The sequence below is a fragment of the Pseudomonas sp. AK181 genome, from assembly GCF_051122975.1.
Classification (GTDB): domain Bacteria; phylum Pseudomonadota; class Gammaproteobacteria; order Pseudomonadales; family Pseudomonadaceae; genus Aquipseudomonas; species Aquipseudomonas lactis.
On record NZ_CP146348.1, the window covers coordinates 2,539,696 to 2,564,703 of the forward strand.

The following is a 25,008-nucleotide window of genomic DNA, read 5'->3' on the forward strand; positions in this document are numbered from 1 at the left end:
CGGTTTGTCACGTCATCGTTGAGGATTTTCGCGAGCAAGCTCGCGCCTACGGTGGGGAGGATAGGGCGCTATTAGAGCGCTTTTTCACATTTGGAAACTTGTATTTTTGTCGCGACAGTCAATGGATGTTGGCTCTCATCCCATTCTTACGCCGGTTTTACGAAAGTATTAATACCATTTAATTCAATGGCTTTCGCGCAGGTCTACTAACGTTTCGAAAAACTGGATCAGTAGTCACCACGGTCAGGTGTTTCGAATTCGATGCGTGTGGATCGTTGAAACAAGGCGTGCACGCAGTCACGGATGAAAGGCTTGGACCACAAGGAGTAGAACGTGGATAGAAGACTTGCGACTGCCGCTTTACCTCGGATTTCTGCACTTTCTCTTGCGATCCGCCTGGGAGTGGCCGGGCTGGTGGTGGGCCTGGCGAGCCCGGATGTGTTTGCCGCCTGTAGCCCGGCGAGTCCTACGGCCGGAGCCACGGTGACCTGCACCGGTGTGCCGACATTGCTGCTGATTCCCAACACCTTCAACAGCGCTGTCAACACCCTGACGGTCAACGTCACCGCCGGGACGAAGCTCAATACATTGGTGGGTGGTGTCGCGCTGAGCCTGACGGGCAACAACACGACATTGAACAACGCCGGCACCATTGACCCGGCAGTACTTGGGTTGGTTTCAGCCCTGAGCGGTGGTGTGGTGATCGGCAACTCGACAGCCAATGCGCTGAACATCACCAACGCGGCCACCGGCGTTATTAACGGTACCGGCGCGCTGCTTGGGTTGAACCTGGCCTCGCTGGGCGGCATGGCACTCAATGCCACCAACGGCGTAGGCGGCACCACCACGATTGTCAACGACGGCACCATTGGTTCGTCTTTCTTGCTCGGCCTTTCGCTGCTTTCCTCCGACACCCCGGTGGTGGCGGTACAGGGCGGCGGGCAGGTCAATATGACGAACAACGGCACCTTGACTGGGCGCGTGGCGTTCGAGAGCTCTACTGCGGGGAACACGTTCCGCAACACCGGCACGATCTCTGGCGGCGTGTCGATGGGGACCGCCAGCGCCAACACCTTCACTGCCGTCACGGGCTCGCAAGTGACCAACGGCGGCGGCCTCGGCGTAAGCCTTGGCGGACTGCTCGGCGTGAACCTCACCTTTGCGCCCACCGGCCAGGTGGACGGAGGGGCAGGCGGCAGTAACTCGCTGATCCTTGAAAACACGACGGGTGTCGGTGGTGGCAGCACAGGTACCGGCTCGGCCTCGAGCGCCAACTATGTCAACTTCAACAACCTGGCCATCAACAGCGGCACCTGGACCTTGCAGGGGCCGTTGGTCAGCGGCAGCACCACGCTCAATGGCGGCGTGGCGCAATTCAATAACAACGCGACATTCGGCAGCGGTGTGCTCACGTCTAACGGCGGCGCTATCGAAGCCACCACTAACAACCTGACGCTGGCTAACCTGATGACCCTCGGAACCGGTGGCCTGACGGTGCAGGGGGCTGCTACCGGGCTGACCTTGAACGGCCTGATCTCGGGCAGCACTGGCTTGACCAAAGTCGGTACGGGCGAATTGATCCTCAGCGGCGCCAACACCTTCCAGGGTGGCACCACCTTGAATGCCGGCACGCTCACATTGGGCAATGCCGCAGCACTCGGCACCGGTGCCTTGACCGTGACGGGGGCGGGCACGTTGCAAAGCAATGCAGCGCTGACCACCAGCAATGCGATCACCTTGAACGCCAATCTGACCGTAGGCGGCGTAAACCCTCTGACCCTGGGCGGGGTTGTCAGCGGCGGCTCCGGGCTGATCAAGACCGGCGCATCGAGCCTGGCGCTTACTGGCAACAATACTTACACCGGCACCACGGCCTTGAACGCCGGTTCGCTGGTGGTTGGCTCAAACACGGCGCTGGGTACCAGTGTGTTGAACGCAACGGCGGGCACCACGCTGGATGCCAGCGCAGCAGTGAGCCTGGGCAATAACCTGAACCTGGCCGGCGACCTGACTCTTGGCGGCAGCAATGCACTGACCCTGGGCGGCGTGGTTGCGGGCGTCGGCGGGTTCATCAAGAACGGGCCGGCTGACCTGATTCTCAACGGGGCGAACACTTACTTTGGCAATACCGCGCTGAACGCCGGCAAGCTGGTGGTAGGCACGGATGGCGCGCTGGGTGCTGGTGTATTGAATGCGGCAGCCGGCACGACCCTGGATGCCAATACGGCGGTGAGCTTGGCCAACGCGGTCAACCTGGCCGGCAACCTTGGAATCGGCGGCAGCGCCAACCTGACCCTGGGCGGCACAGTCAACGGTGCAGGCAGCCTGACCAAAAACGGCACGGCCGGCCTGACACTCAGCGGCAACAATAACTTCCTGGGTGGCACCACGCTTAATGCAGGCAGCCTGACCGTCGGCAGCAACACGGCGCTTGGCCTGGGCAACTTGACCGTCGGCGGCGCCGCAACCCTGAACAGCAACTCGGCGGTGGCGCTGGGCAATGGCATTGTCCTCAACGCCGGGCTGACCGTCGGCGGCGCCAATGCGCTGACCCTGGGCGGTGTGGTCAGCGGCGCGGGTGCGCTGATCAAGGATGGCCTGGCCAACCTCACCCTCAACGGCGCCAACACCTTCAGCGGTGGCACCAGCCTCAACGCCGGCACGCTGACCTTGGGCTCGGCAGGCGCCTTGGGCGCAGGCCCCTTGACGGTTGGCGGTGCGGCAACCTTGGATACCAGCGCGACCTTTACCCTGGGCAACGGGATTGCCTTGAATGGCAATCTGACGCTCGCGGGCAACAATGACCTCAACCTCAGCGGCGTGATCAGCGGCGCCAGTGCGCTGATCAAAAATGGCTTGGCTGACCTGACCTTGAGCGGCAACAACACTTTTACCGGGCCATTGAATATTATCTCCGGCAGCGTCACCACCGGCAGCGCCGGTGCATTGGGTAGCACCTCTAGCGTTGATGTCAGCGCTGGCGCTGCGCTGAACCTGGGCGTCGATTCCAGCCTGGCCGGCCTCAGCGGTGCAGGTGGCGTGGCAGTCGGCGGCGGTTTGAATCTCACCGTGGGTGGGGTGAACACCAGCAGTACCTTTGACGGTGATCTCAGCGGTGCTGGCGGCTTAATCAAGGTCGGCACTGGCACCCTCACGCTCAACGCAATCAATGGCATCACCGGTAACACGGCGATCAACGCGGGCACCCTGGATGTCGACGGTTCCCTGGCTAGCGCGGTGGTCAACGTGAATAGCGGCGGCACCCTCACTGGCAGTGGCTCGCTATTGGGTACGGCGAATATCAATAGTGGCGGGCACTTGGCGCTGGGCAGTGGCACAACCTTGTCGGCCGCTGGCCTGAACATGACTGCCGGGGCCAGTCTGGATGTGGCCCTTGGCGCACCGTCGCTGACGTCGCTGATGAATGTCGGTGGCAATGTGAACCTGGCCGGCAACCTCAATGTGAGCGATGCCGGTGGCTTCGGCGCTGGTGTGTATCGCTTGATCAACTACACCGGCAGCTTGGCCGGCGCATTGAACGTCAACACGGTGCCGCTGGGCTATGGCCTAGGTGATTTGCTGGTACAGACTTCAGTGAGCAACGAGGTCAACCTGGTGGTAGCGGCCCCGAACATTCGTTTCTGGGACGGCATCAGCAACGTGGCCAACGGCAGTGTTGACGGGGGCAGCGGCACCTGGACAGCGGGCGGTACCAACTGGACCTCGGCCGACGGCCTTTCCAACCAGACCTGGGGTGGCGGCTTTGCGGTGTTCCAAGGCGCGGCGGGTACCGTCAGCGTGGACGGCGTGCAAACCATCACGGGCATGCAATTCGTCACCGATGGCTACAATCTGGTCAATGGCACCGGTGGGCAGTTGAGCACCGGCAGTGGCAACTTCGCCGTGCGCGTCGACCCACTGGCGACTGCCACCCTCGGCGTCGATATCACCGGCGCGGGCGTTCTGAACAAACTCGATACCGGCACGCTGGTGCTCAATGGCGCCAACAGCTACACCGGCGGCACCTTGCTCAATGGCGGTACGGTGGTGGTCGGCAGCAACACCGCGCTGGGCACTGGCACGCTGACTGCGGCAGCGGGCACCACACTGGACAGCAACGCCTCCGTAACCCTGGGCAATGATGCGGTACTCAACGGCAGCCTGACGGTCGGCGGCAGCAACGCATTGGCGCTCAATGGCGCCATCAGCGGCACCGGTGGCCTGGTCAAGAATGGCACGGCAGGCCTGACACTCGGCGGCACCAATACCTTCCTGGGCCCCGTGGCTTTGAACGCAGGCGGGCTGATCCTGGCCAGCAATACGGCGCTGGGCGCGGGCGTGTTGAACGCCGCAGGCGGTACCACCTTGGACGCCAGTACGGCGCTCACCACCACTAACGCGATCAACCTGGCGGGCAACCTGGGCATCGGCGGCACCGCAGACCTGACCCTCGGCGGCGCAATCAACGGTGCAGGCAGCCTGACCAAGGAGGGCACCGCCAATCTGATCCTCAACGGCGCCAACGCCTACCTGGGTGGCACCACCCTGAACGCCGGTACGCTGACCTTGGGCAGCGCCACCGCCCTTGGTTTGGGCAACCTTACCGTGGGCGGCGCGGCGACCCTGGATAACACGGCGGCGCTGACAGTGGGCAATGGCGTCGTGCTTGACGCCAACCTCGCCGTCACCGGCAGCAACGACCTGACCCTGGGTGGCCTGGTCACCGGCACGGCTGGCCTGACTAAAGATGGCGCGGCCAACCTGACCCTCAATGGCGTCAACACCTTCCAGGGCGGCACCACCCTCAACGCCGGTACATTAACGCTGGGCACGGCAGCGGCCCTGGGTACCGGCGCCTTGAACGTAAACGGTGCAGCTACTCTGGCCAACAGCACACCGCTGGTATTGGCCAATGCGGTCAACCTCAATGCTGGCCTGACCGTGGGCGGTCTCAACAACAACCTGACCCTGGCCGGCGTGCTGGCCGGCAGCGGTAGCCTGGTCAAAACCGGCACGGCGGATGTGAGCCTGACCGGCACTAACACCTTCAACGGCCTGTTCGATGTGCAATCGGGCAGCCTCACCACGCTGGGCAATGGTGCACTGGGTGTCGGCGCTGGGGTCAACCTGGCGAGCGGTACTTCCCTCAACCTGGGCGGCAGCGCCAGCCTGGGCGCCCTCACGGGTACCGGGATTGCAACCGTAGGGGCCGGCAGCACCTTAAGCGTCGGCAACAATAATCTGGACAGCACCTTCAACGGCGTCGTGGCAGGCCTCGGCAACCTGGCCAAAGACGGCACAGGCGCCTTGACCCTTGGCGGCCTCAGCGTGGTGACTGGCGATGCCCAGGTCAACGCCGGCAGCTTGCTCGTCAATGGCTCCCTGGCCAGCGCCAATGTGGCGGTGGGCGGTGGCGCCACCCTCGGCGGCACCGGCACCTTGCTGGGCAATGTGAGCATCGCCGATGGCGGCCACCTGGCCGTCAACTCCGGCGCGACCCTGACCACTGGTTCGCTGCTGCTCAATGCCAACTCCAACCTGGATGCGGGCCTCGGCGCGCCCGCCACTGGCGGCACGGCGTTGCTTCAGGTCAACGGCAACCTGACCCTGGACGGCACGTTGAACGTCACGGATATCGGCGGCTTCGGTGCGGGCATTTACCGCCTGATCGACTACACCGGTGGCCTGACTAACAACGGCCTGCTATTGGGCAGCCTGCCGGTGAACATCCCGGCCAGCGACCTGGACCTGCAAACCGCGATCGGCAACCAGATCAACCTGCTGGTCAACGGCAGCACCAATGTGCAGTTCTGGGACGGCAGCCAAACCACGGGCAACGGCACCATCGAAGGCGGCAGCGGCACCTGGAGTGCAGGCGGCAGCCAATGGACCGGCGTCAACGGTGCATTCAATACCGCCTGGACGCCCAACAGCTTTGCCGTGTTCCAAGGCACGGCGGGCACCGTCACCGTTGACGGCGCGCAAGCCATCACCGGTTTGCAGTTCGTCACCGATGGCTACAACCTGGCGGGTGGCGCGGCGGGCGCCTTGACCCTGTTCAATGGCGTGGGCGGCAACACCGCCGTACGTGTCGATCCCGGCGTCACCGCCACCTTGGGCGTGGCGCTTAACGGCGGCGGCACCCTGGCCAAGCTCGACACCGGCACCCTGGTGCTCAACGGCGCCAACAGCTACACCGGCGGCACTGCCCTGGATGGCGGCACGCTGGTGGTCGGTAATAACAGTGCCCTGGGCAGCGGCGTCTTGACCACAGCCAATGGCACCACCCTGGACAGCAACGCCGCAGTCAGCCTGGCCAATGCGCTCAACGTCAACGGCAGCCTCACCCTCGGCGGCAGCAATGCCCTGACCCTGGCCGGCACCGTGGCGGGTACGGGCAGCCTGATCAAGAATGGCATCGCCGACCTGACCCTCAGCGGCAACAACACCTATGCCGGCCCAACCGCCCTCAACGCAGGCGGCCTGATCCTGGCCTCCAACACGGCCCTGGGCAGTGGCGCTCTGAACGCGGCCACTGGCACCACCCTCGACAGCAGCACGGCGGTCGCCCTGGCCAACACGGTCAATCTGGCTGGCAACCTGGGCATTCTGGGCACTGCCGACCTGAGCCTGAACGGCCTGGTCAGCGGTAGCGGTGGCCTGACCAAAACCGGCGCGGGCAACCTGACGCTCAACGGCGCCAATGCCTACCTGGGCGGCACTCAATTGAATGCCGGCTCCTTGACCCTGGGCAATGCGTCGGCCCTGGGTAGCGGTGCCTTGGCGGTCAATGGGGCAACCACCCTGGACACCAACACGGCGTTGGCCCTGGCCAATAACACCAGCCTGAATGCCGCGCTCACCGTCGGCGGCAGCAACGACCTGAGCCTCAACGGTGTGGTGGACGGCACGGGTTCGTTGACCAAGGCCGGTGGCGCCAACCTGACCCTCAACGGCGCCAACACCTACAGCGGCGGCACGGCGCTCAATGCGGGCACGCTGACCCTGGGCAGCACCACGGCCCTGGGCTCGGGCGCATTGACCGTTGGCGGCGCGGCGACCCTGGCCAATAGCACGCCGCTGGTGCTGGCCAATGCGGTCAACCTCAATGGCGACCTCACTGTCGCTGGAAGCAACAACCTGACCCTGGCCGGTGTGCTCGCTGGCAATGCGGCGCTGATCAAGAATGGCGCGGCGGACCTGCTGCTGACCGGCAACAACAGCTTCAGCGGCCCACTCACCGTGGCGGCGGGCAGCGTGACCACGACGGGTAATGGTGCGCTGGGCACCACCTCCGGCGTCACTGTCGGCAGCGGCGCGAGCCTCAACCTGGGTGGCAATGCCAACCTCAACAGCCTGGCCGGCAACGGCGTGGTACAGGTGGCTGGCGGCAACACGCTGGCGGTGGGTGGCAGCAACCTGGATAACAGTTTTGGCGGTGCGCTCAACGGTGCCGGCAACCTGGATAAAAACGGCAGCGGGGTGCTCAACCTGAGCGGCACCAATGCCCTCAGCGGCGCGGCCAACGTCAACGGCGGTACCTTGAATGTCACAGGTTCCCTGGCCAGCGGCACGGTGGCAGTCAACAGCGGCGCGACCCTGGCCGGCAGCGGTTCATTGGCTGGCGCGGTGACCGTGGCCGACGGTGGGCACATCGGCCTGGCCACCGGCAGCACGCTGTCGGTGGGCTCGCTGGTGCTGGGCGGCAACTCAAACCTGGATGTCGGCCTCGGCACCCCCGTGCTGGGTGGCGGCACAGGCTTGCTGAATGTCGGCGGCAATCTGACCCTGGACGGCAACCTCAATGTCACCGATATCGGCGGCTTCGGCAGCGGCGTCTACAACCTCATCAACTACACCGGAGCCTTGACCGATAACGGTCTGGCCCTCGGCACACTGCCAGGCAGCGTGGTGCCGGGCGACCTGCAAGTGCAGACCGCGATCACCAACAAGGTCAACCTGCTGGTGACTGCGCCCAACACCACCGTGCAGTTCTGGGATGGCAACAGCCTGATCGGCAACGGTGCGATTGACGGCGGCACCGGCACCTGGAACGCCGGCAATACCAACTGGACCAATGTCGACGGCAGCCTCAACCAGGGCTGGGTCAACAGCTTCGCGGTGTTCCAAGGCGCGGCGGGCAACGTGACGGTGGACGGCACGCAAAACATCACCGGCATGCAGTTCGTCACCGACGGCTACACCCTGGGCGCCGGCACGGCGGGCGTGCTCAACCTGGTCAATGGCGGCACCGGCAACACTGCGGTGCGCGTCGACCCGAACGCCACCGCGACCCTGGGCGTGACCCTCAACGGCGCCGGCACCCTGGCCAAACTCGACAGCGGTACCCTGGTGCTCAACGGCAGCAATGGCTACACCGGCGGTACCGCGCTGAACGGCGGCACCTTGGTGGTGGGCAATAACAGTGCCCTGGGCACAGGCGCTCTGACGGCGGCCGGTGGCACCACCCTGGACAGCAACGCGGCGGTCAGCCTGGCCAATGCGGCCGTGCTCAACGGTGCGTTGACGGTGGGTGGCAGCAACGCGCTGGCCCTCAATGGTGGCATCAGCGGCAGCGGCAGCCTGGTGAAAAACGGTGCGGCAGCGCTGACGCTCAACGGCGTCAACAGCTACAGCGGCGGCACGGGCCTGAACGCCGGTCAATTGATCCTCGGCAATAATGCTGCCTTGGGCAGTGGTGCCTTGACGGTGGGCGGCGCGGCGCAACTGGATGGCGGCACCGACCTGCAGCTGGCCAATGCCATCCACCTGGGCGGCCCGCTGACCCTGGCCGGCAGCCACGACCTGGCCCTCAACGGCGTGGTCAGCGGCAGCGGCAGCCTGGTGAAAAATGGCAACGGCGCGTTGTTGCTGACCGCTGCCAACACCTACAGCGGCGGTACCACGCTCAACGGCGGCAGCACCACGGGCAACACCACCAGCCTGCAAGGCGCTATCGCCAACAACGCGGCATTGACCTTTGAGCAAGCCAGCGACGGCACCTACACCGGCAACCTCACCGGTACCGGCGTGTTGAACAAAACCGGTACCGGCGCGTTGCTGCTCAGCGGCAACAACACCTTTACCGGCAACACCAACGTCAACACCGGCAGCCTGCTGGTCAACGGCACCTTGAACAGCGCCGCGGTGCAAGTCGCCAGCGGCGCGACCCTCGGCGGCAGCGGTACCCTGGGCGGTGCGGTGAACATGGCCGACGGCTCGGTGCTCCAGGCTGGTGCCGCGACGCCACTGTCGGTGGGCTCGCTTGCCCTGTCATCGGGCACCACCCTGGACTTCGCCCTCGGCGCACCGGGTGCCTCCAGTACAGCGGTGAACGTGGCGGGCAACCTGACCCTGGACGGCACGCTTAACGTCAGCGATACGGGCGGCTTCGGCGTCGGTGTGTACCAACTTTTCCGCTACGGCGGCAGCTTGACCGATAACGGCCTCACCTTTGGCACCTTGCCGGTGGCACTGGGCAACCTGAGCCTGCAAACGGCGCTGGCCAACCAGCTCAACCTGGTGGTGCAAACCACCCCAGGGCAGATCCAGTTCTGGAACGGCGGCACCACCAACCCCGATGGCAGCATCAGCGGCGGCAGCGGTACCTGGGGCCCAGGCACCAACTGGACCGATTCCACCGGCACCCAAGGGCAGGCGTCCACCAACCAATTCGCCGTATTTGGCGGGCAGGGCGGCACCGTGACCGTGGTCGGCAACCAAGGCTTCACTGGCCTGCAAGTGCTGGACGCCGGCTACACGCTGGTCGCCGGCGAGGGCGGCAGCTTGAGCCCCACCAATGCGGCGGATGGCAGCCTGGCGCCGGTGCGGGTCAATTCCGGCGTGACCACCCAGATTGATGCACCGCTGGTGGGAACCGGCGGCATCAACAAGCTGGATGCCGGCACCTTGCTGCTGACCGGCGCCAATACCTACACCGGCGGCACCACCGTCAGTGGCGGTACGCTGGCGGGCACCACCACCAGCCTGCGTGGCAGGATCCTCAACAACGCGCGGTTGTTGTTCACCCAGCGCACCAATGGCCAGTTCAGCGGTACCTTGAGCGGCACCGGTGCGCTGATCAAACAAGGCGCAGGCGCGCTGTTGCTGACCGGCAACCAGCCGTTCAGCGGCACCGTGGCGGTGGAAGAGGGCGTGTTACAAGTGGGTAACGCGGCCAACCCAGGCGCGGTGCTTGGCGGCCAAGTCACCGTGGCCAACGGTGCGGGGCTGACCGGTAACGGCAGTGTCGGTTCGCTGGTCAACAACGGCTCGGTGACACCCGATGGCGGCAAGCTGACCGTGGCCGGCAACTTCACCAACGCCAGCACCGGTGCGCTGAACTTGGTGATCACCCCATCCACCACCGGCTCCCTGGCCGTGGGCGGCACCGCCAACCTGGGCGGCACCTTGAATGTGGTCAACCTGGCACCCTATGCCGGCGCCACCACCTACACCCTGCTGACAGCCGGCGCGGTTAACGGCACCTTTGCCACCACCAACCTGGAGAACCTGGCGTTCCTCACTACCGCGTTGAACTACAGCCCAACCCAAGTGGCCCTGGCGGTCAGCCGCAACAACGTCAGCTACGCCAGCGTGGCGGCCACCGGTAACCAACGCGGCGTGGCGGCGGCGTTGGGCACCGGTACCGCAGTCGGTGGCGCAGCGGTGCAAAACGCCTTGCTTAACGGTGATGCAGCGGCGGCACGTGCAGCCTTCGACAGCTTGTCCGGCGAAATTCACGCCAGCACTGCCAGCGCCATGCTCGAAGATTCGCGTTATGTACGTGACGCCGTCAACGAGCGCCTGCGCCAACCCGGTTGCTACCGCGAGGACGACCCGCGCAATGCCTTGGCACCGAGCGAAAACCACCTGAGCAGCGCCGGTTGCCACGGCGAGATGGTCGGTTGGATGCGCGTGCTCGGCACCTGGGGCCATATGGGCGGTGACAGCAACAGCGCCAAGCTGGACCGCAACCTCAGCGGCTTCCTGCTCGGTACCGATAAGCAGGTGGACGACGCCTGGCGCGTGGGCGTGGCCGCCGGCTACACCCGCAGCGACCTGGACGCCAAGCGCCGCAACTCCAGCGCCGATGTGGACAGCTACCACCTGATGGCCTACACCGCCTACCAGCAAGAAGCCTTCGCCGCACGCATGGGCGTGGCGTACAGCTGGCATGACGTCGAAAGCAAACGCAACGTGGCCGTCGGCGGCGAGGGCCAACGCCTCAAAGCTGACTACAAGGCACGCAGTGCGCAGGTGTTCGGTGAAGTCGGCTACACCATTCAAACCCCTACCGTGGCCCTGGAACCGTTCGCCGGCCTGGCTTACGTCAACTACGACAGCGACACCATTAAGGAGAAAGGCGGCTCGGCAGCCCTGCGCGGCGATGCCGACCAAGACATCACCTACTCGACCTTGGGCGTGCGCATTGGCCAGACCATCACCCTGGGCAACGGCTCGAAAATCACCCCACGGGGCAGCATCGGCTGGCGCCATGCCTTCGGGGACACCAAGCCCGATGCCGACCTGAGCTTTATCAATGGCGGTGGCTCGTTCAGCACCCAGGGCGTGCCGATTGCCAAGGACAGCGCGGTGGTGGAAGCGGGCCTGGATTACCAGATCAGCCAGAACGGCAGACTGGGCCTGGGCTATTCCGGCCAACTCTCGCGCAACGACAAGGACCACGCCGTGACGGTGAGTTTCTCCCTCGGTTTCTGATCAAGGCCGAGTTTTCTTGAACCGCCCGCAAGGGCGGTTTTTTTTGCCCCATGTAGGAGCGAGCTCGCTCGCGAAAAACGTCAACGATAACGCGGGCATCCTGATTGAACGCGGCGCCTGTGAGTTTTTCGCGAGCAAGCTCGCTCCTACAGGTAAGGGCCGTGCTATTCCTCTTGTCCCCGCTTCCCATGTCACCCCCCAGCCCCCAGATCCCTTAATTTTCAAGCCTGCCGGAAGCCCCTCCAGGCCTACGGCTGCGCCCGCGTTTTTTACAGGCGCGCGGTACTGCCGATCCAAGCGGCAAAACTGAATACGGACATTCTCGTCAACCGTGAATTATCAGGCAGGTTCCCCATGCAGTTCAGCGACTTACTGGCAGCGATTTCCACCCACGCGATCCGTCTGCAAATGGAAGAAGACGACCTTATCGTCCTGGGCGATGACCAAGCGTTGGACGACGCGCTCTGGGATCAATTGATCGCGCACAAACCCCAACTGCTGGAGTTGGTCGCCGAACATGGCGGTGACTGGCTGAGCCCGGCCTATCGCATCACCCCGGACATGCTGGCGCTGGTCAACCTTGACCAGCCGGCCATCGATCGCATCGTCGCGGCGGTCCCCGGCGGCGCGGCGAATGTGCAGGATATCTACCCGCTGGCGCCGCTCCAGGAAGGCATGCTCTATCACCATCTTTCCGCGCAAAAGGGTGACCCTTACGTGCTGCACGCGCAGTTCGTGTTCGACAGCCGCGCACGTCTTGGGGCCTTTGCCGAGGCGCTGCAATGGGTCATCGATCGTCACGACATTTTGCGCACTTCGATGGTCTGGGAGCGCCTGGACGAACCGCTGCAAGTGGTGTGGCGCAAGGCTGCGCTGGCCTGCGAAGAGGCGCAGCTGGACGGTGCTGACCGCCTGGCTCAATTGCTCGCTCGCTATGATGCCCGCGCCTATCGCATGGACCTGGGCCAAGCGCCGCTGATGCGCCTGGTGTTCGCTGACGACCCGGCCAACCAGCGGGTGGTGGCGATGCTGCTGTTCCACCACACCATCCTCGATCACACCGCCCTGGATGGCGTGCGGCATGAAATCCAGCTGTACCTGGCCGGGCAGCAAGCCCAGGCCCCTGCACCGGTAGCGTTTCGCAGCTATATCGCCCAGGTGCGCCATGGCGTCAGCGAGCAGGCTCATGAGGCGTTCTTCCGCGACATGCTGGCGGATATCGATGAACCGACCCTGCCGTTCGGCCTGCAGGATGTGCAGGGCGATGGCCAGGGTATCGACGAAGTGCGCATTCCCGTCGACAGCAGCCTCAGCCGCCGCTTGCGTAGCGTGGCGCGCCCGCTGGGGGTGAGTGTGGCGAGCCTGATGCACCTGGCCTTGGCGCGGGTGCTGGGCGCAGCCTCCGGGCGGGAGGCGGTGGTATTCGGTACCGTGATGCTCGGGCGCATGGGGGCGGGCGAGGGCGGTGAACGGGCTTTGGGCATGTTCATCAACACCTTGCCGCTGCGGGTGGATGTGGGCGAGCAGGGCGTGCGCGCCGCGGTCAAGGTCACCCATGAGCGCCTCACGCGCTTGCTCGATCACGAACATGCGTCCCTGGCGCTGGCACAACGCTGCAGCGGCGTGGCGGCGCCTACGCCGCTGTTCAGCGCGATACTCAACTACCGTCACAGCGCCGCCACCGACATGGCGGCAGTGATTGAAGTGGCCGACGGCATCCAGGTATTGGGCGCCGAAGAGCGCACCAACTACCCGCTGACGGTGAACGTCGATGACCTGGGTGAAGACTTCGCCCTGACCGTGATGGTCGATGCCTCCATTGGCGCGCCACGGGTTGCCGGTTACCTGCATGCGGCCTTGGAAAGCCTGGCCGACGCCCTCGAACAACGACCGGACATGCCGCTCTGCGGCCTGAACCTCCTGCCTGACGCTGAACGCCATCACTTGCTGCACACCTTGAACGACTGCCCCACGCACTACGCCGATACCCAGCTGATCCACCAGCACGTCGAAACCCACGCCGCCGCCCAGCCCGATGCCATTGCGTTGCGCTTCGAGCATCACGCCCTGAGCTACCGCCAACTCAACGAACGCGCCAACCAGGTCGCCCACGCGCTGCTGGCCCACGGCGTGCGCCCCGACGCGCGCGTGGCGATCTGCGTGGAGCGCGGCCCGCAGATGATCATCGGCCTGCTCGGCATCCTTAAGGCCGGTGCGGGCTATGTGCCCATCGACCCGGCCTATCCCCAGGAACGCATCGCCTACACCCTGGCCGACAGCCAGCCGGTGGCGGTGCTGGTACAGGCCGACACGGCGCAGCGGGTCGGCGCGCAGGCCCAAATCGACCTCGACCACCTGGGCCCGTTGCCCATCACCAACCCCCGGCTGCACCTGAGCCCGGCCAACCTGGCCTATGTGATCTACACCTCCGGTTCCACCGGCCAGCCCAAGGGCGTGATGATCGAGCATCGCCAGGTCGCGCGCCTGTTCAGCGCTACCCACCACTGGTTCGGCTTCAACTCGCACGATGTGTGGGCGCTGTTCCATTCCTTCGCGTTCGACTTTTCCGTGTGGGAAATCTGGGGCGCGCTGATGCACGGCGGCCAGTTGCTGATCGTGCCGCAACTGGTCAGCCGCTCGCCGGAGGAGTGCTACGCGCTGCTGTGCGATGCCCAGGTGAGCATCCTCAACCAGACGCCGAGTGCGTTCCGCCAATTGATCGTGGCCCAGGGCAACAGCGCCCAGTCCCATTCCCTTCGCCAGGTGATTTTCGGCGGCGAAGCCCTGGAACCGGGCATGCTCAAGCCGTGGTACGCACGGGCGGTGAATGCCGGTACGCAACTGGTGAACATGTACGGCATCACTGAGACCACCGTGCATGTGACCTACCGGGCGCTGGAAGCGGCCGACGCGCACTTGGTCGGCGTGAGCCCGATTGGCGTGCGTATTCCCGATTTGCAGTTGTACGTGCTGGACGCACGCCGCGAGCCCTTGCCCCAGGGGGTGGTGGGCGAGTTGTACGTGGGTGGTGCCGGGGTGGCGCGTGGTTACCTCAACCGCGAGGCGCTGAATGCCGAACGCTTCCTCGCCGACCCGGCCACCGGTTTGCGCATGTACAAGACCGGCGACCTCGGCCGCTTGCTGGCCGACGGCAGTGTCGAGTACCTGGGGCGTAACGATGACCAGGTCAAGATTCGGGGTTTCCGTATCGAACTGGGTGAAATCCAGGCGCACCTGGCCACGGCCAGCGGCGTGCGCGATGCGGTGGTGATCGCCCGTGAAGATCAGCCGGGCGACAAACGTTTGGTGGCCTATGTGATCAGCGATGGCGAACTCAGGGTGGCCGCCCTGCGTGACCATCTGCTGCGCAGCCTGGCCGAACATATGGTGCCCAGCGCCTTCGTGCGCCTGGACACGCTGCCGCTGACCACCAACGGCAAACTCGACCGCAAGGCCTTGCCCACACCCGATGCCGACGCCGTGGCCCGGCGCGCGTATGCGGCGCCCCAGGGCACGGTGGAAACCACCCTCGCCAGGCTCTGGCAAGACCTGCTCAACGTCGACCGTGTCGGTCGTGAGGACAATTTCTTCGAACTCGGCGGCCATTCGCTGTTGGCGGTCAAACTGATCGAACGCATGCGCCAGGTCGACCTCAGCGCCGATGTGCGTGTGCTGTTCGGCCAACCCACCTTGGCGGCGCTCGCTGCGGCGGTGGGCGGCCAGCAGAGCGTGCAGGTGCCGGCCAATCCTATTCAAGCAGACACCCAGGCCATCACCCCGGACATGCTGCCCCTGGTCGAACTGGATCAGGCTGCAATCGACCATATCCTTGAGGCCGTGCCCGGTGGCGTTGCCAACGTGCAGGACATCTACGGCCTGGCGCCGTTGCAGTCCGGCATTCTCTACCACCACCTGGCGACCACAGAGGGCGACCCCTACGTGTTGCAGGTGCAACTGCGCTTTCACGACCAGGGCGCCGTTGACGGCTTCGTCAACGCGCTGCACGCCGTGATCGAACGCAACGATATCCTGCGCACCGCCATCCTCTGGGAGGGCCTGGAGGAGCCGGTGCAAGTGGTGTTACGCCAGGCACCCTTGGTGGTCGAACGCCTGGATGCCTTGGGCGGCGATGCACTGGCGCACCTGCAACAGCGTTTCGACCCACGCCACTATCGCCTGGACCTGTCACGCGCCTCGCTGATGCGCCTGGCGTATGCGCAGGACAGCCACGGCGTGGTCGGCATTTTGCTGCTGCACCATATCCTCCTCGACCATACGGCCCTGCAGGTGCTGGTCGAAGAGATGAGTGCCAGCCTGCACGGCCACAGCGCGCAATTGCCTGACGCGGTGCAGTATCGCAACTACGTGGCCCAGGCCCGCCTCGGTGTCACCCAGGCCCAGCACGAAGCCTTCTTCAGCCAGATGCTGGGCGACATCGATGAGCCGACCCTGGCCTTCGGTTTGCAAGACGTGAATGGTGACGGCAGCGGCATCCATGAAGCGCGCCTGCCGCTGGAGCCGGCGCTCAACCTGGGCTTGCGCGAACAGGCGCGGCAACTGGGTGTGAGCACCGCCAGCCTGGTGCACCTGGCCTGGGCCCAGGTGCTGGGCCAGGTGTCTGGCCAGCAGGAGGTGGTATTCGGCACCGTGTTGCTGGGCCGTATGCAGGGCGGCGAGGGCGCCGACCGGGCGCTGGGGATGTTTATCAACACCTTGCCGCTGCGGGTCAGCCTTGGCAGCGTCGGCGTACAGGCCGGCGTGCGCGCTACCCATGCACGCCTGGCGCAACTGCTCGGGCACGAACATGCCTCGTTGTCCCTGGCCCAGCGTTGCAGCGGCGTGCCGGGCTCGCTGCCGCTGTTCAGCACCTTGCTCAACTACCGGCACAGCGCCGCCGATGAAGCCCCGGGGGACAACCCCTTTGCCGCCTCCGGTATCGAGATTCTCAGCTCCGAAGAACGCAGCAACTACCCGCTGGTGCTCAACGTCGATGACCTCGGCACGGGCATGCGCTTGACCGTGCAAGGCGTGGCCGAACTGGATGTGCAACGGGTAGGCAACTACATGCTCACCGCACTGCGCCACTTGGTGACTGCGCTGCAACAGGCGCCGACCACCGCGTTGCACAGCGTGTCGATCGTGCCGCCGGCCGAGCGGCACAAACTGCTGCAGGACTTCAATGCCAGCGCCCGTGAATTTCCGTCGCACCTCAGCGTCGCCCAACTGTTTGAAGCTCAGGTGCTGGCCCGGCCGGAAGCCACGGCGGTGGTGCATGGCGAACGCGCCCTGAGCTACCGCGACCTCAACCGCCGTGCCAACCGGCTCGCCCATTATTTACTTAACCAGGGCGTGCAGCCGGGTGAGCCGGTCGCCCTGGCGCTGCCGCGTTCCATCGACCTGATCGTCAGCCAACTGGCTGTACTCAAATGCGCGGCGGTCTACGTGCCGCTGGACGTCAATGCGCCGCCTGAACGCCAAGCCTTCATGGTGCAGGACAGCGGCGCCCGCCAGGTGCTGGACAACCTCACCGAGCTGAACCTGGACGTAATGCCTGCGACCAACCCCGCTGTGGCCCAGAGCTCGGACAGCGTGGCGTACATCATGTACACCTCCGGCTCCACCGGTACGCCCAAAGGCGTGTTGGTGACCCATCGCGGCATCAGCCGGCTGGTGATCAATAACGGCTATGCCGACTTCAACCCCCATGACCGCATCGCGTTTGCGTCCAACCCGGCGTTCGACGCCAGCACCATGGATGTGTGGGGCGCGCTGCTCAACGGCGGCCAGGTCCAGGTGATCGACCACGCCACCTTGCTCGACCCGCTGGCGTTTGGCGCTGAACTCAAAGGCGCTACGGTGCTGTTCGTCACCACCGCGCTGTTCAACCAGTATGTGCAGCTGATTCCCCAGGCCCTGGCCGGCCTGCGCATTTTGCTGTGCGGCGGCGAACGTGCCGACCCGGCCGCCTTTCGCAGCCTGTTGGCGCAGGCCCCGGCGTTGCGTCTGGTGCATTGCTACGGCCCGACCGAAACCACCACCTACGCCGCCACCTATGAAGTGCGTGCGCTGGCCTTGGATGCAGACAGCGTGCCGGTGGGCCGGCCCATTTCCAACACGCAGATCTATGTGCTGGATGCGCAGTTGCAGCCGGTGCCGCTGGGCATCACCGGTGAAATCTGCATTGGCGGGGAGGGCGTCGCCAAGGGCTACTTGAACCGTGCGCAGTTGACCGCCGAGAAGTTCGTGGGCAACCCCTTTGTCGATCAGCCTGGGGCACTGATGTATCGCACTGGCGACCTCGGGCGCTGGTCGCAAGAGGGCCTGCTGGAGTGCCTGGGGCGCAATGACGACCAAGTCAAAATCCGCGGTTTCCGTATCGAACTGGGCGAGATCGAGGCACGCCTGGCCAGTTGTGCGGGTATCCAGGAGGTTGCCGTGCTCGCCCGTGAAGACGTGCCGGGGGACAAGCGCCTGGTGGCCTATTTCACCTGGGCTGGCGCAGACCTGGGCATTGACCAGGTACACGCGCAGCTGCAAGGCCAACTGCCGGACTACATGCTGCCGTCGGCCTATATGCCGCTGGCCGGCCTGCCGTTGACTAACAACGGCAAGCTGGACCGCAAGGCGTTGCCGGCACCCGACCAGGCCGCCTTGATCAGCCGTGGCTACGAAGCCCCCCAAGGCGAGGTGGAAAGCCTGCTGGCGCAGATCTGGCAGGACGTGCTCAAGCTTGAACGCGTGGGGCGCCATGATCATTTCTTCGAATTGGGCGGGCATTCGTTGCTGGCGGTCAGCCTGATCGAACGCATGCGCCAAGTGGGCCTGAGCGCCGATGTGCGCGTGTTGTTCAGCCAGCCAAGCCTGGCCGCGCTGGCGGCCGCCGTGGGCAGTGGCAGAGAAATCGTGGTGCCCGCCAATGGCATCCCCGCCGGCTGCACACAGATCACACCGTCGATGCTGAGCCTGGTGCAACTCACCCCGCAGGCCATCGCGCGCATCGTCGCCAGCGTGCCGGGTGGTGCGGCAAACATCCAGGATATCTACCCGCTGGCGCCGCTACAGGAAGGCATTCTCTACCACCACATCAGCGCCGAGCAGGGCGACCCGTACCTGCTGCAATCGCGCATGGCCTTTGACACTGTCGAGCGCCTGCACGCCTTTATGGGCGCGCTGCAACAGGTGGTGGCGCGCCACGATATTTTGCGTACTGCTGTGGTGTGGGAGGGGCTCGACAGCCCGGTGCAAGTGGTGTGGCGCGCCGCCCAGCTGGCGGTGCAGGAGGTGATGCTCGACCCGGCCGGCGGCGACGTCATGGCGCAACTGCACGGGCGTTTCGATGCGCGTCACTATCGCCTGGACATTACCCAGGCGCCGTTGCTGCGCATGGTCTATGCCCAGGACCCGACGCACAACCGGGTCGCGGCGATCCTGCTGTTCCACCACCTGGCGCTGGACCACACCGCCATGGAGGTGGTCGGCCAGGAAATGCGTGCCTTTATGTTCAACCAGGCCCAGGACTTGCCTGCCGCCGCGCCGTTTCGCAACTATGTGGCCCAGGCGCGACTGGGCGTCAGTGTGGCGCAGCATGAGCAGTTTTTCCGCGACATGCTCGCCGAGGTCGACGAGCCGACGTTGCCGTTTGGTCTGCAGGATGTGCAGGGCGATGGCCGTGCAATCGAAGAAGCCGAGGTGCACCTGGAGGCAGGCCTGGCCCAGCGCGTACGCCAGCAGGCGCGCCAACTGGGCGTCAGTGCCGCCAGCCTGATGCACCTGGCCTGGGCCCAGGTGTTGGGCCTGGTCTCGGGCCGCGATGAGGTGGTGTTCGGCACGGTGCTGATGGGCCGACTGCAAGCCGGCGAGGGCGCAGACCGTGCGCTGGGGATGTTTATCAACACCTTGCCGCTGCGGGTCGATGTTGCAGCCGGTGCGACGCAGGCGGTCAAAGCCACCCATGCGCGCTTGAGCGCCTTGCTCGGGCATGAGCATGCGTCACTGGCCTTGGCCCAGCGTTGCAGCGGCGTGCCCGCCAGCACGCCGTTGTTCAGCGCCTTGCTCAATTACCGCCACAGCAACCCAGGGGAAATGGCCCGCGACGGCCACGGCATCTGGGAAGGCGTGCAACTGCTGGGCGGCGAAGAACGCAGCAACTACCCGCTGACCCTGAGCGTGGATGACCTGGGCGCAGGCTTTGGCCTGAGCGTGCTGGCGGTGCCGCAGATTGGCGCGCAACGCTTGTGCGACTACATGCTCAGCGCCGTGCAGCAACTGATTGCCAGCCTGGAGACGGCGCCCCACAGCGCACTGTGCCAATTACCTATTCTGCCCGCCGCAGAGCGCGACACGGTACTGCGCGAGTTCAACGCCACCGCCCACGACTTCCCCCGTGGCCAGACCCTGCACGGTGCGTTTGAAGTGCAGGCCGAGCGCCAACCCCATCGCATTGCCGTGCAGCAAGGCAGCGAGACGCTGACGTATCAGCAGCTCAATCAACGCGCTAACCAGTTGGCTCATCACTTGCTGGAACTCGGCGTGCAAGCCGACGACCGCGTGGCGCTGTGCTGCCGTCGCGGCCCGCAGATGCTGGTGGGGCTGTTGGGCATTCTCAAGGCTGGCGCGGGCTATGTGCCGATTGACCCGGCGTACCCCGCCGAGCGTATCGCCTACTTGCTGCAAGACAGCGCGCCCGTGGCAGTGCTGGCCGAGGCCAGCACCCGGGAGCTGCTCGGTTCGGTTGCGCTGGTCGATCTGCATGACCCCGCCTGGCAGCGCCACGCCGTCAGCAACCCGCAACTGCCCGCCCTGACGCCCGCGCACCTGGCGTATGTGATCTACACCTCCGGCTCCACCGGCCAGCCCAAGGGCGTGATGGTGGAGCACCGCACCGTGGAAAACCTGGTGCATTGGCACTGTGAGGCCTTTGGTCTCACAGCGGTAAGCCACACCAGCAGCGTGGCCGGCATGGGCTTTGATGCCATGGCCTGGGAGGTCTGGCCGGCCCTGTGTGTCGGCGCGACCCTGCACCTGCCACCCGCCGAAATCGGCAATGAAAACATCGATGAACTGCTGGCCTGGTGGCTGGCGCAGCCGTTGGACGTAAGCTTCCTGCCGACGCCGGTGGCCGAATACGCCTTCAGCCTGCCCCAGCAACACCCCACCTTGCGCATCCTGCTGATCGGCGGTGATCGCTTGCGTCAGTTCACCCAGGAGCGGCGCTTTGCGGTGGTCAACAACTACGGTCCCACCGAAGCCACGGTGGTAGCTACCTCCGGTCGCGTGCGGGCCGGGCAGGTGTTGCATATCGGCCGGCCTATCGCCAATGCCACCAGCTATGTGCTGGACGCGCACCTGCGCCCAGTGCCGGTGGGTGTAGCTGGTGAGCTCTATGTGGGCGGCAGCGGTGTGGCGCGGGGTTACCTCAACCGTGCCGAGCTGACAGCCGAACGCTTCCTGCAAGACCCGTTCAACGCTGGGCCCATGTACCGCACCGGTGACCGGGTGCGTTGGCTGCCCGATGGCAACCTTGAATACCTGGGCCGTAACGACGACCAGGTAAAACTGCGCGGCGTGCGGGTGGAACTGGGTGAAATCGAAAGCCGCCTGGCGGCCCTGGACGGCATTCGTGAGGCCGTGGTGCTGGTGCGCGAAGGTCGCCTGCTGGCCTGGTTCACCGAACAGCACCCGGTGCAGATCGAGACCTTGCGTGCGCACTTGCAAGCCCAACTTCCCGAGGCGCTGGTGCCGGTCGCCTACATGCGGCTTGACCAACTGCCCCTGACCGCCAATGGCAAACTGGACCGCAAGGCACTGCCGCAGCCGGACCAGTGCGCCTTGCTCAGCCGCGAATACCAAGCCCCCCAAGGTGACGTCGAAACCACCCTGGCACGGCTGTGGGCCGAGGTGTTGCAGGTGGAACAGGTGGGGCGCCATGACCACTTCTTCGAACTGGGCGGCCATTCATTGCTGGCCGTCAGCCTGATCGAGCGCATGCGCCAGGTCGACCTCAGCGCCGATGTGCGCGTGCTGTTCAGCCAGCCAACCCTAGCCGCGTTGGCCGCCGCTGTCGGCAGTGGCCGCGAAGTGCAGGTGCCGGCCAATCGCATCAGTGCCGATTGCCAGCGCATCACCCAGGACATGCTGGCTTTGGTAAGCCTCGACCAGTCGGCCATCGACCAGGTGGTGGCCCAGGTGCCGGGCGGCACCGCCAACGTGCAGGATATCTACCCGCTGGCGCCGTTGCAGGAGGGGATTTTCTATCACTACCTCACGGCGGCGCAGGGCGATCCCTACCTGCTGCAATCGCATCTGGCGTTTGACAGTGTCGAGCGTGTGCAGGCTTTTGTGCGCGCCCTGCAACAGGTAATTAACCGCCACGACATCCTGCGCACCGGGGTGGTGTGGGAGGGCCTGGCGCAACCGCTGCAAGTGGTGTGGCGCCAGGCGCAGTTGTACGTACAGGAACTGCACCTGCAAGGCGACGTACTCGCCGGTTTGCACGAGCGCTTTGATGCGCGGCGTTATCGCCTGGAGATCAGCCAGGCGCCGCTAATCCGCCTGATGTACGCCCAGGACCCGGTCAACCAGCGCGTAGTGGCGGTGCTGCTCTATCACCATATCGTGTTGGACCACACCGCCTTCGACGTGGTGTTGCGCGAAATGCAGGGCCACCTGTTGGGCCATGCCGCGCCCACCGCCGCGCCGATGCCGTACCGCAACTATGTGGCCCAGGCGCGCCTGGGTGTCAGCGAACAGGAGCATGAGCAGTTCTTCCGCCAGATGCTGGGCGATGTGGATGAACCGACGTTGCCGTTCGGCTGGCAGGACGTGCGCGGCGACGGCAATGCCATCGACGAACATACCCTGCAACTGGACAGCCCGCTCAACCGCCGCCTGCGCAGCCAGGCGCGGCTGCTGGGGGTCAGCGCTGCCAGCCTGTTCCATCTGGCCTGGGCGCAGGTGCTCGCTGCGGTATCGGCACGCCATACGGTGGTGTTCGGCACGGTGCTGGTGGGCCGTCTGCAAGGCGGCGAGGGCGCCGACCGCGCCCTGGGCGTGTTTATCAACACCTTGCCGCTGCGCCTGGATATCGACGACCAGGGCGCCCGCGCCGCCGTGCGCGCTACCCATGCGCGGCTGACCGACTTGCTCGGCCATGAACACGCCTCCCTGGCCTTGGCCCAGCGTTGCAGCGGTGTCGCGGCCCCGGCGCCGTTGTTCAGCTCGATGCTCAACTATCGCCATCGCGGCGCCGCCACCCGCTCGGCGGATGCGCAATTGGCCTGGGAAGGCATGCAGACTTTGGTCAATGACGGGCGCACCAATTACCCCCTGACCTTGAACGTGGACGACCTGGGCGACGGCTACGCATTCACTGCCCTGGCCCAGGTGGATGCGCAGCGGGTGTGCGGCTATATGCATAACGCGTTGAGCGGCCTGGTCGAGGCCCTTGAGCAGGCCCCGCACCAGGCGCTCAATCGCCTGCCGGTGCTGGGGCTGCAAGAGCGGCAACAGCTGCTGGTGCAGTTCAACGCCACCGAGGTGAACTACAACCTCGACCAGACCCTGCACGGCATGTTTGAAGCCCAGGTTGTACGTACCCCGCAGGCCGTGGCGGTGAAGGCCGGCGAGCACACCTTGAGCTACCAGCAACTCAATGAGCGCGCCAACCGCCTGGCCCATCACCTGCGTGACAGCGGCGTGCGCCCGGATGCACGGGTGGGCATCTGCGTCGAGCGCGGCCTGGACATGGTCATCGGCCTGTTCGCCATCCTCAAGGCCGGTGGTGCCTATGTGCCGCTGGACCCGGCATACCCGCCAGAGCGCATCGCCTACATGCTGCACGACAGCGCGCCGGTGGTGGTGCTGGCCCAAAGCGCCACCCGCGCCTTGCTGGGTGACGCGGTGGTGATCGACCTCGACCACAGCACCTGGCAGCACCAACCCGTCACCAACCCGCCAGTACCGGGCCTCGTTGCCCAGCACGCGGCCTATGTGATCTACACCTCCGGTTCCACCGGCCAGCCCAAGGGCGTGATCAACGAACATGCCGGGGTGGTCAACCGCCTGTTGTGGATGCAGGACGCCTATGGCCTCAAGGCCCACGATGCGGTGTTGCAGAAAACCCCGTTCAGCTTCGACGTGTCGGTGTGGGAGTTCTTCTGGCCGCTGTTCACCGGCGCGCGCCTGGTGATGGCGCGCCCTGAAGGGCACAAAGACCCGGCGTACCTGTGCGAGGTGATCGCCGCAGAGCAGATCACGACCCTGCACTTTGTGCCGTCGATGCTCGATGTGTTCCTGGCCCACGGCGATGTCAGCCAAGCGGTGGGATTGGTGCGGGTGATGTGCAGCGGCGAAGCGCTGCCGGGCAGCCTGGTGCGGCGTTTCAAGCAGCAGTTGCCGGGGATTGGCTTGTACAACCTGTACGGGCCCACCGAAGCGGCAGTGGACGTGACGGCCTGGAACTGCGCACGCCCTGAGGTGCCGGACAATACCCCGATCGGCAAGCCGATTGCCAATACTCGCCTGTATGTACTCGACGGGCAGTTGCAGCCGGTGCCGTTGGGCGTGGTCGGTGAGCTGTTCATCGCGGGCGTGCAAGTGGCGCGGGGTTACCTCAACCGCCCTGAACTGACCGCCGAACGCTTCCTCGACGACCCGTTCACCCAGGGGCGCATGTACCGCACCGGTGACCTGGGCCGCTACTTGCTCGACGGCACGCTTGAGTACCTGGGCCGTAACGACGATCAGGTCAAGATCCGTGGCCTGCGCATCGAACTTGGGGAAATCCAGGCGCGGCTGATCGAGCATCCGGCGGTCAAGGACGCCGTAGTCGTCGCCCATGACCAGCGCCTGGTCGCGTATTACACCGGCGCGCCCACCGACATCGACAGCCTGCGCGCCCAGCTGTCGCAGCACCTGCCGGACTTTATGGTGCCGGCGCTGTTCATGCACCTGGACGCCTGGCCCCTGAGCCCCAACGGCAAGCTCGACCGCAAGGCCCTGCCTGCACCGGGTATGGACGCCTTGCAGGTACGTGAGTACGCCGCGCCCGAAGGCGACACCGAGGTCCTCCTGGCCCAGCTGTGGGCCGAGCTGCTCAAGGTGGAGCGGGTAGGGCGCCACGACAACTTCTTTGAACTGGGCGGGCACTCGCTGCTGGCCGTGAGCTTGATCGGGCGCCTGCGCCAGGAAGGCATGGAAGCCGATGTGCGGGGCTTGTTCGAACAACCGACCCTGGCCGGCTATGCCGCAATGACCGAACGAATGGAGATCGTCCTGTGAACATCCTCG

At 65.3% G+C, this 25,008-nt stretch carries 2 protein-coding genes; both read left to right on the forward strand.

Annotated elements, in window-relative coordinates:
* The first annotated feature begins 333 nt into the window (after positions 1 to 333).
* Positions 334 to 11,721, forward strand: coding sequence for an autotransporter-associated beta strand repeat-containing protein (locus V8689_RS12185; protein ID WP_056784307.1), 11,388 nt, complete (start codon positions 334 to 336; stop codon positions 11,719 to 11,721).
* A gap of 354 nt (positions 11,722 to 12,075) precedes the next feature.
* Positions 12,076 to 24,999, forward strand: a complete 12,924-nt coding sequence (locus V8689_RS12190; RefSeq protein WP_282389832.1) for a non-ribosomal peptide synthetase — start codon at positions 12,076 to 12,078, stop codon at positions 24,997 to 24,999.
* The last annotated feature ends 9 nt before the right edge of the window (positions 25,000 to 25,008 follow it).

Excerpts from the sequence above, each read along its gene's own strand:
- V8689_RS12190 (WP_282389832.1), top strand. The coding sequence starts at position 12,076 with ATGCAGTTCAGCGACTTACTGGCAGCGATTTCCACCCACGCGATCCGT.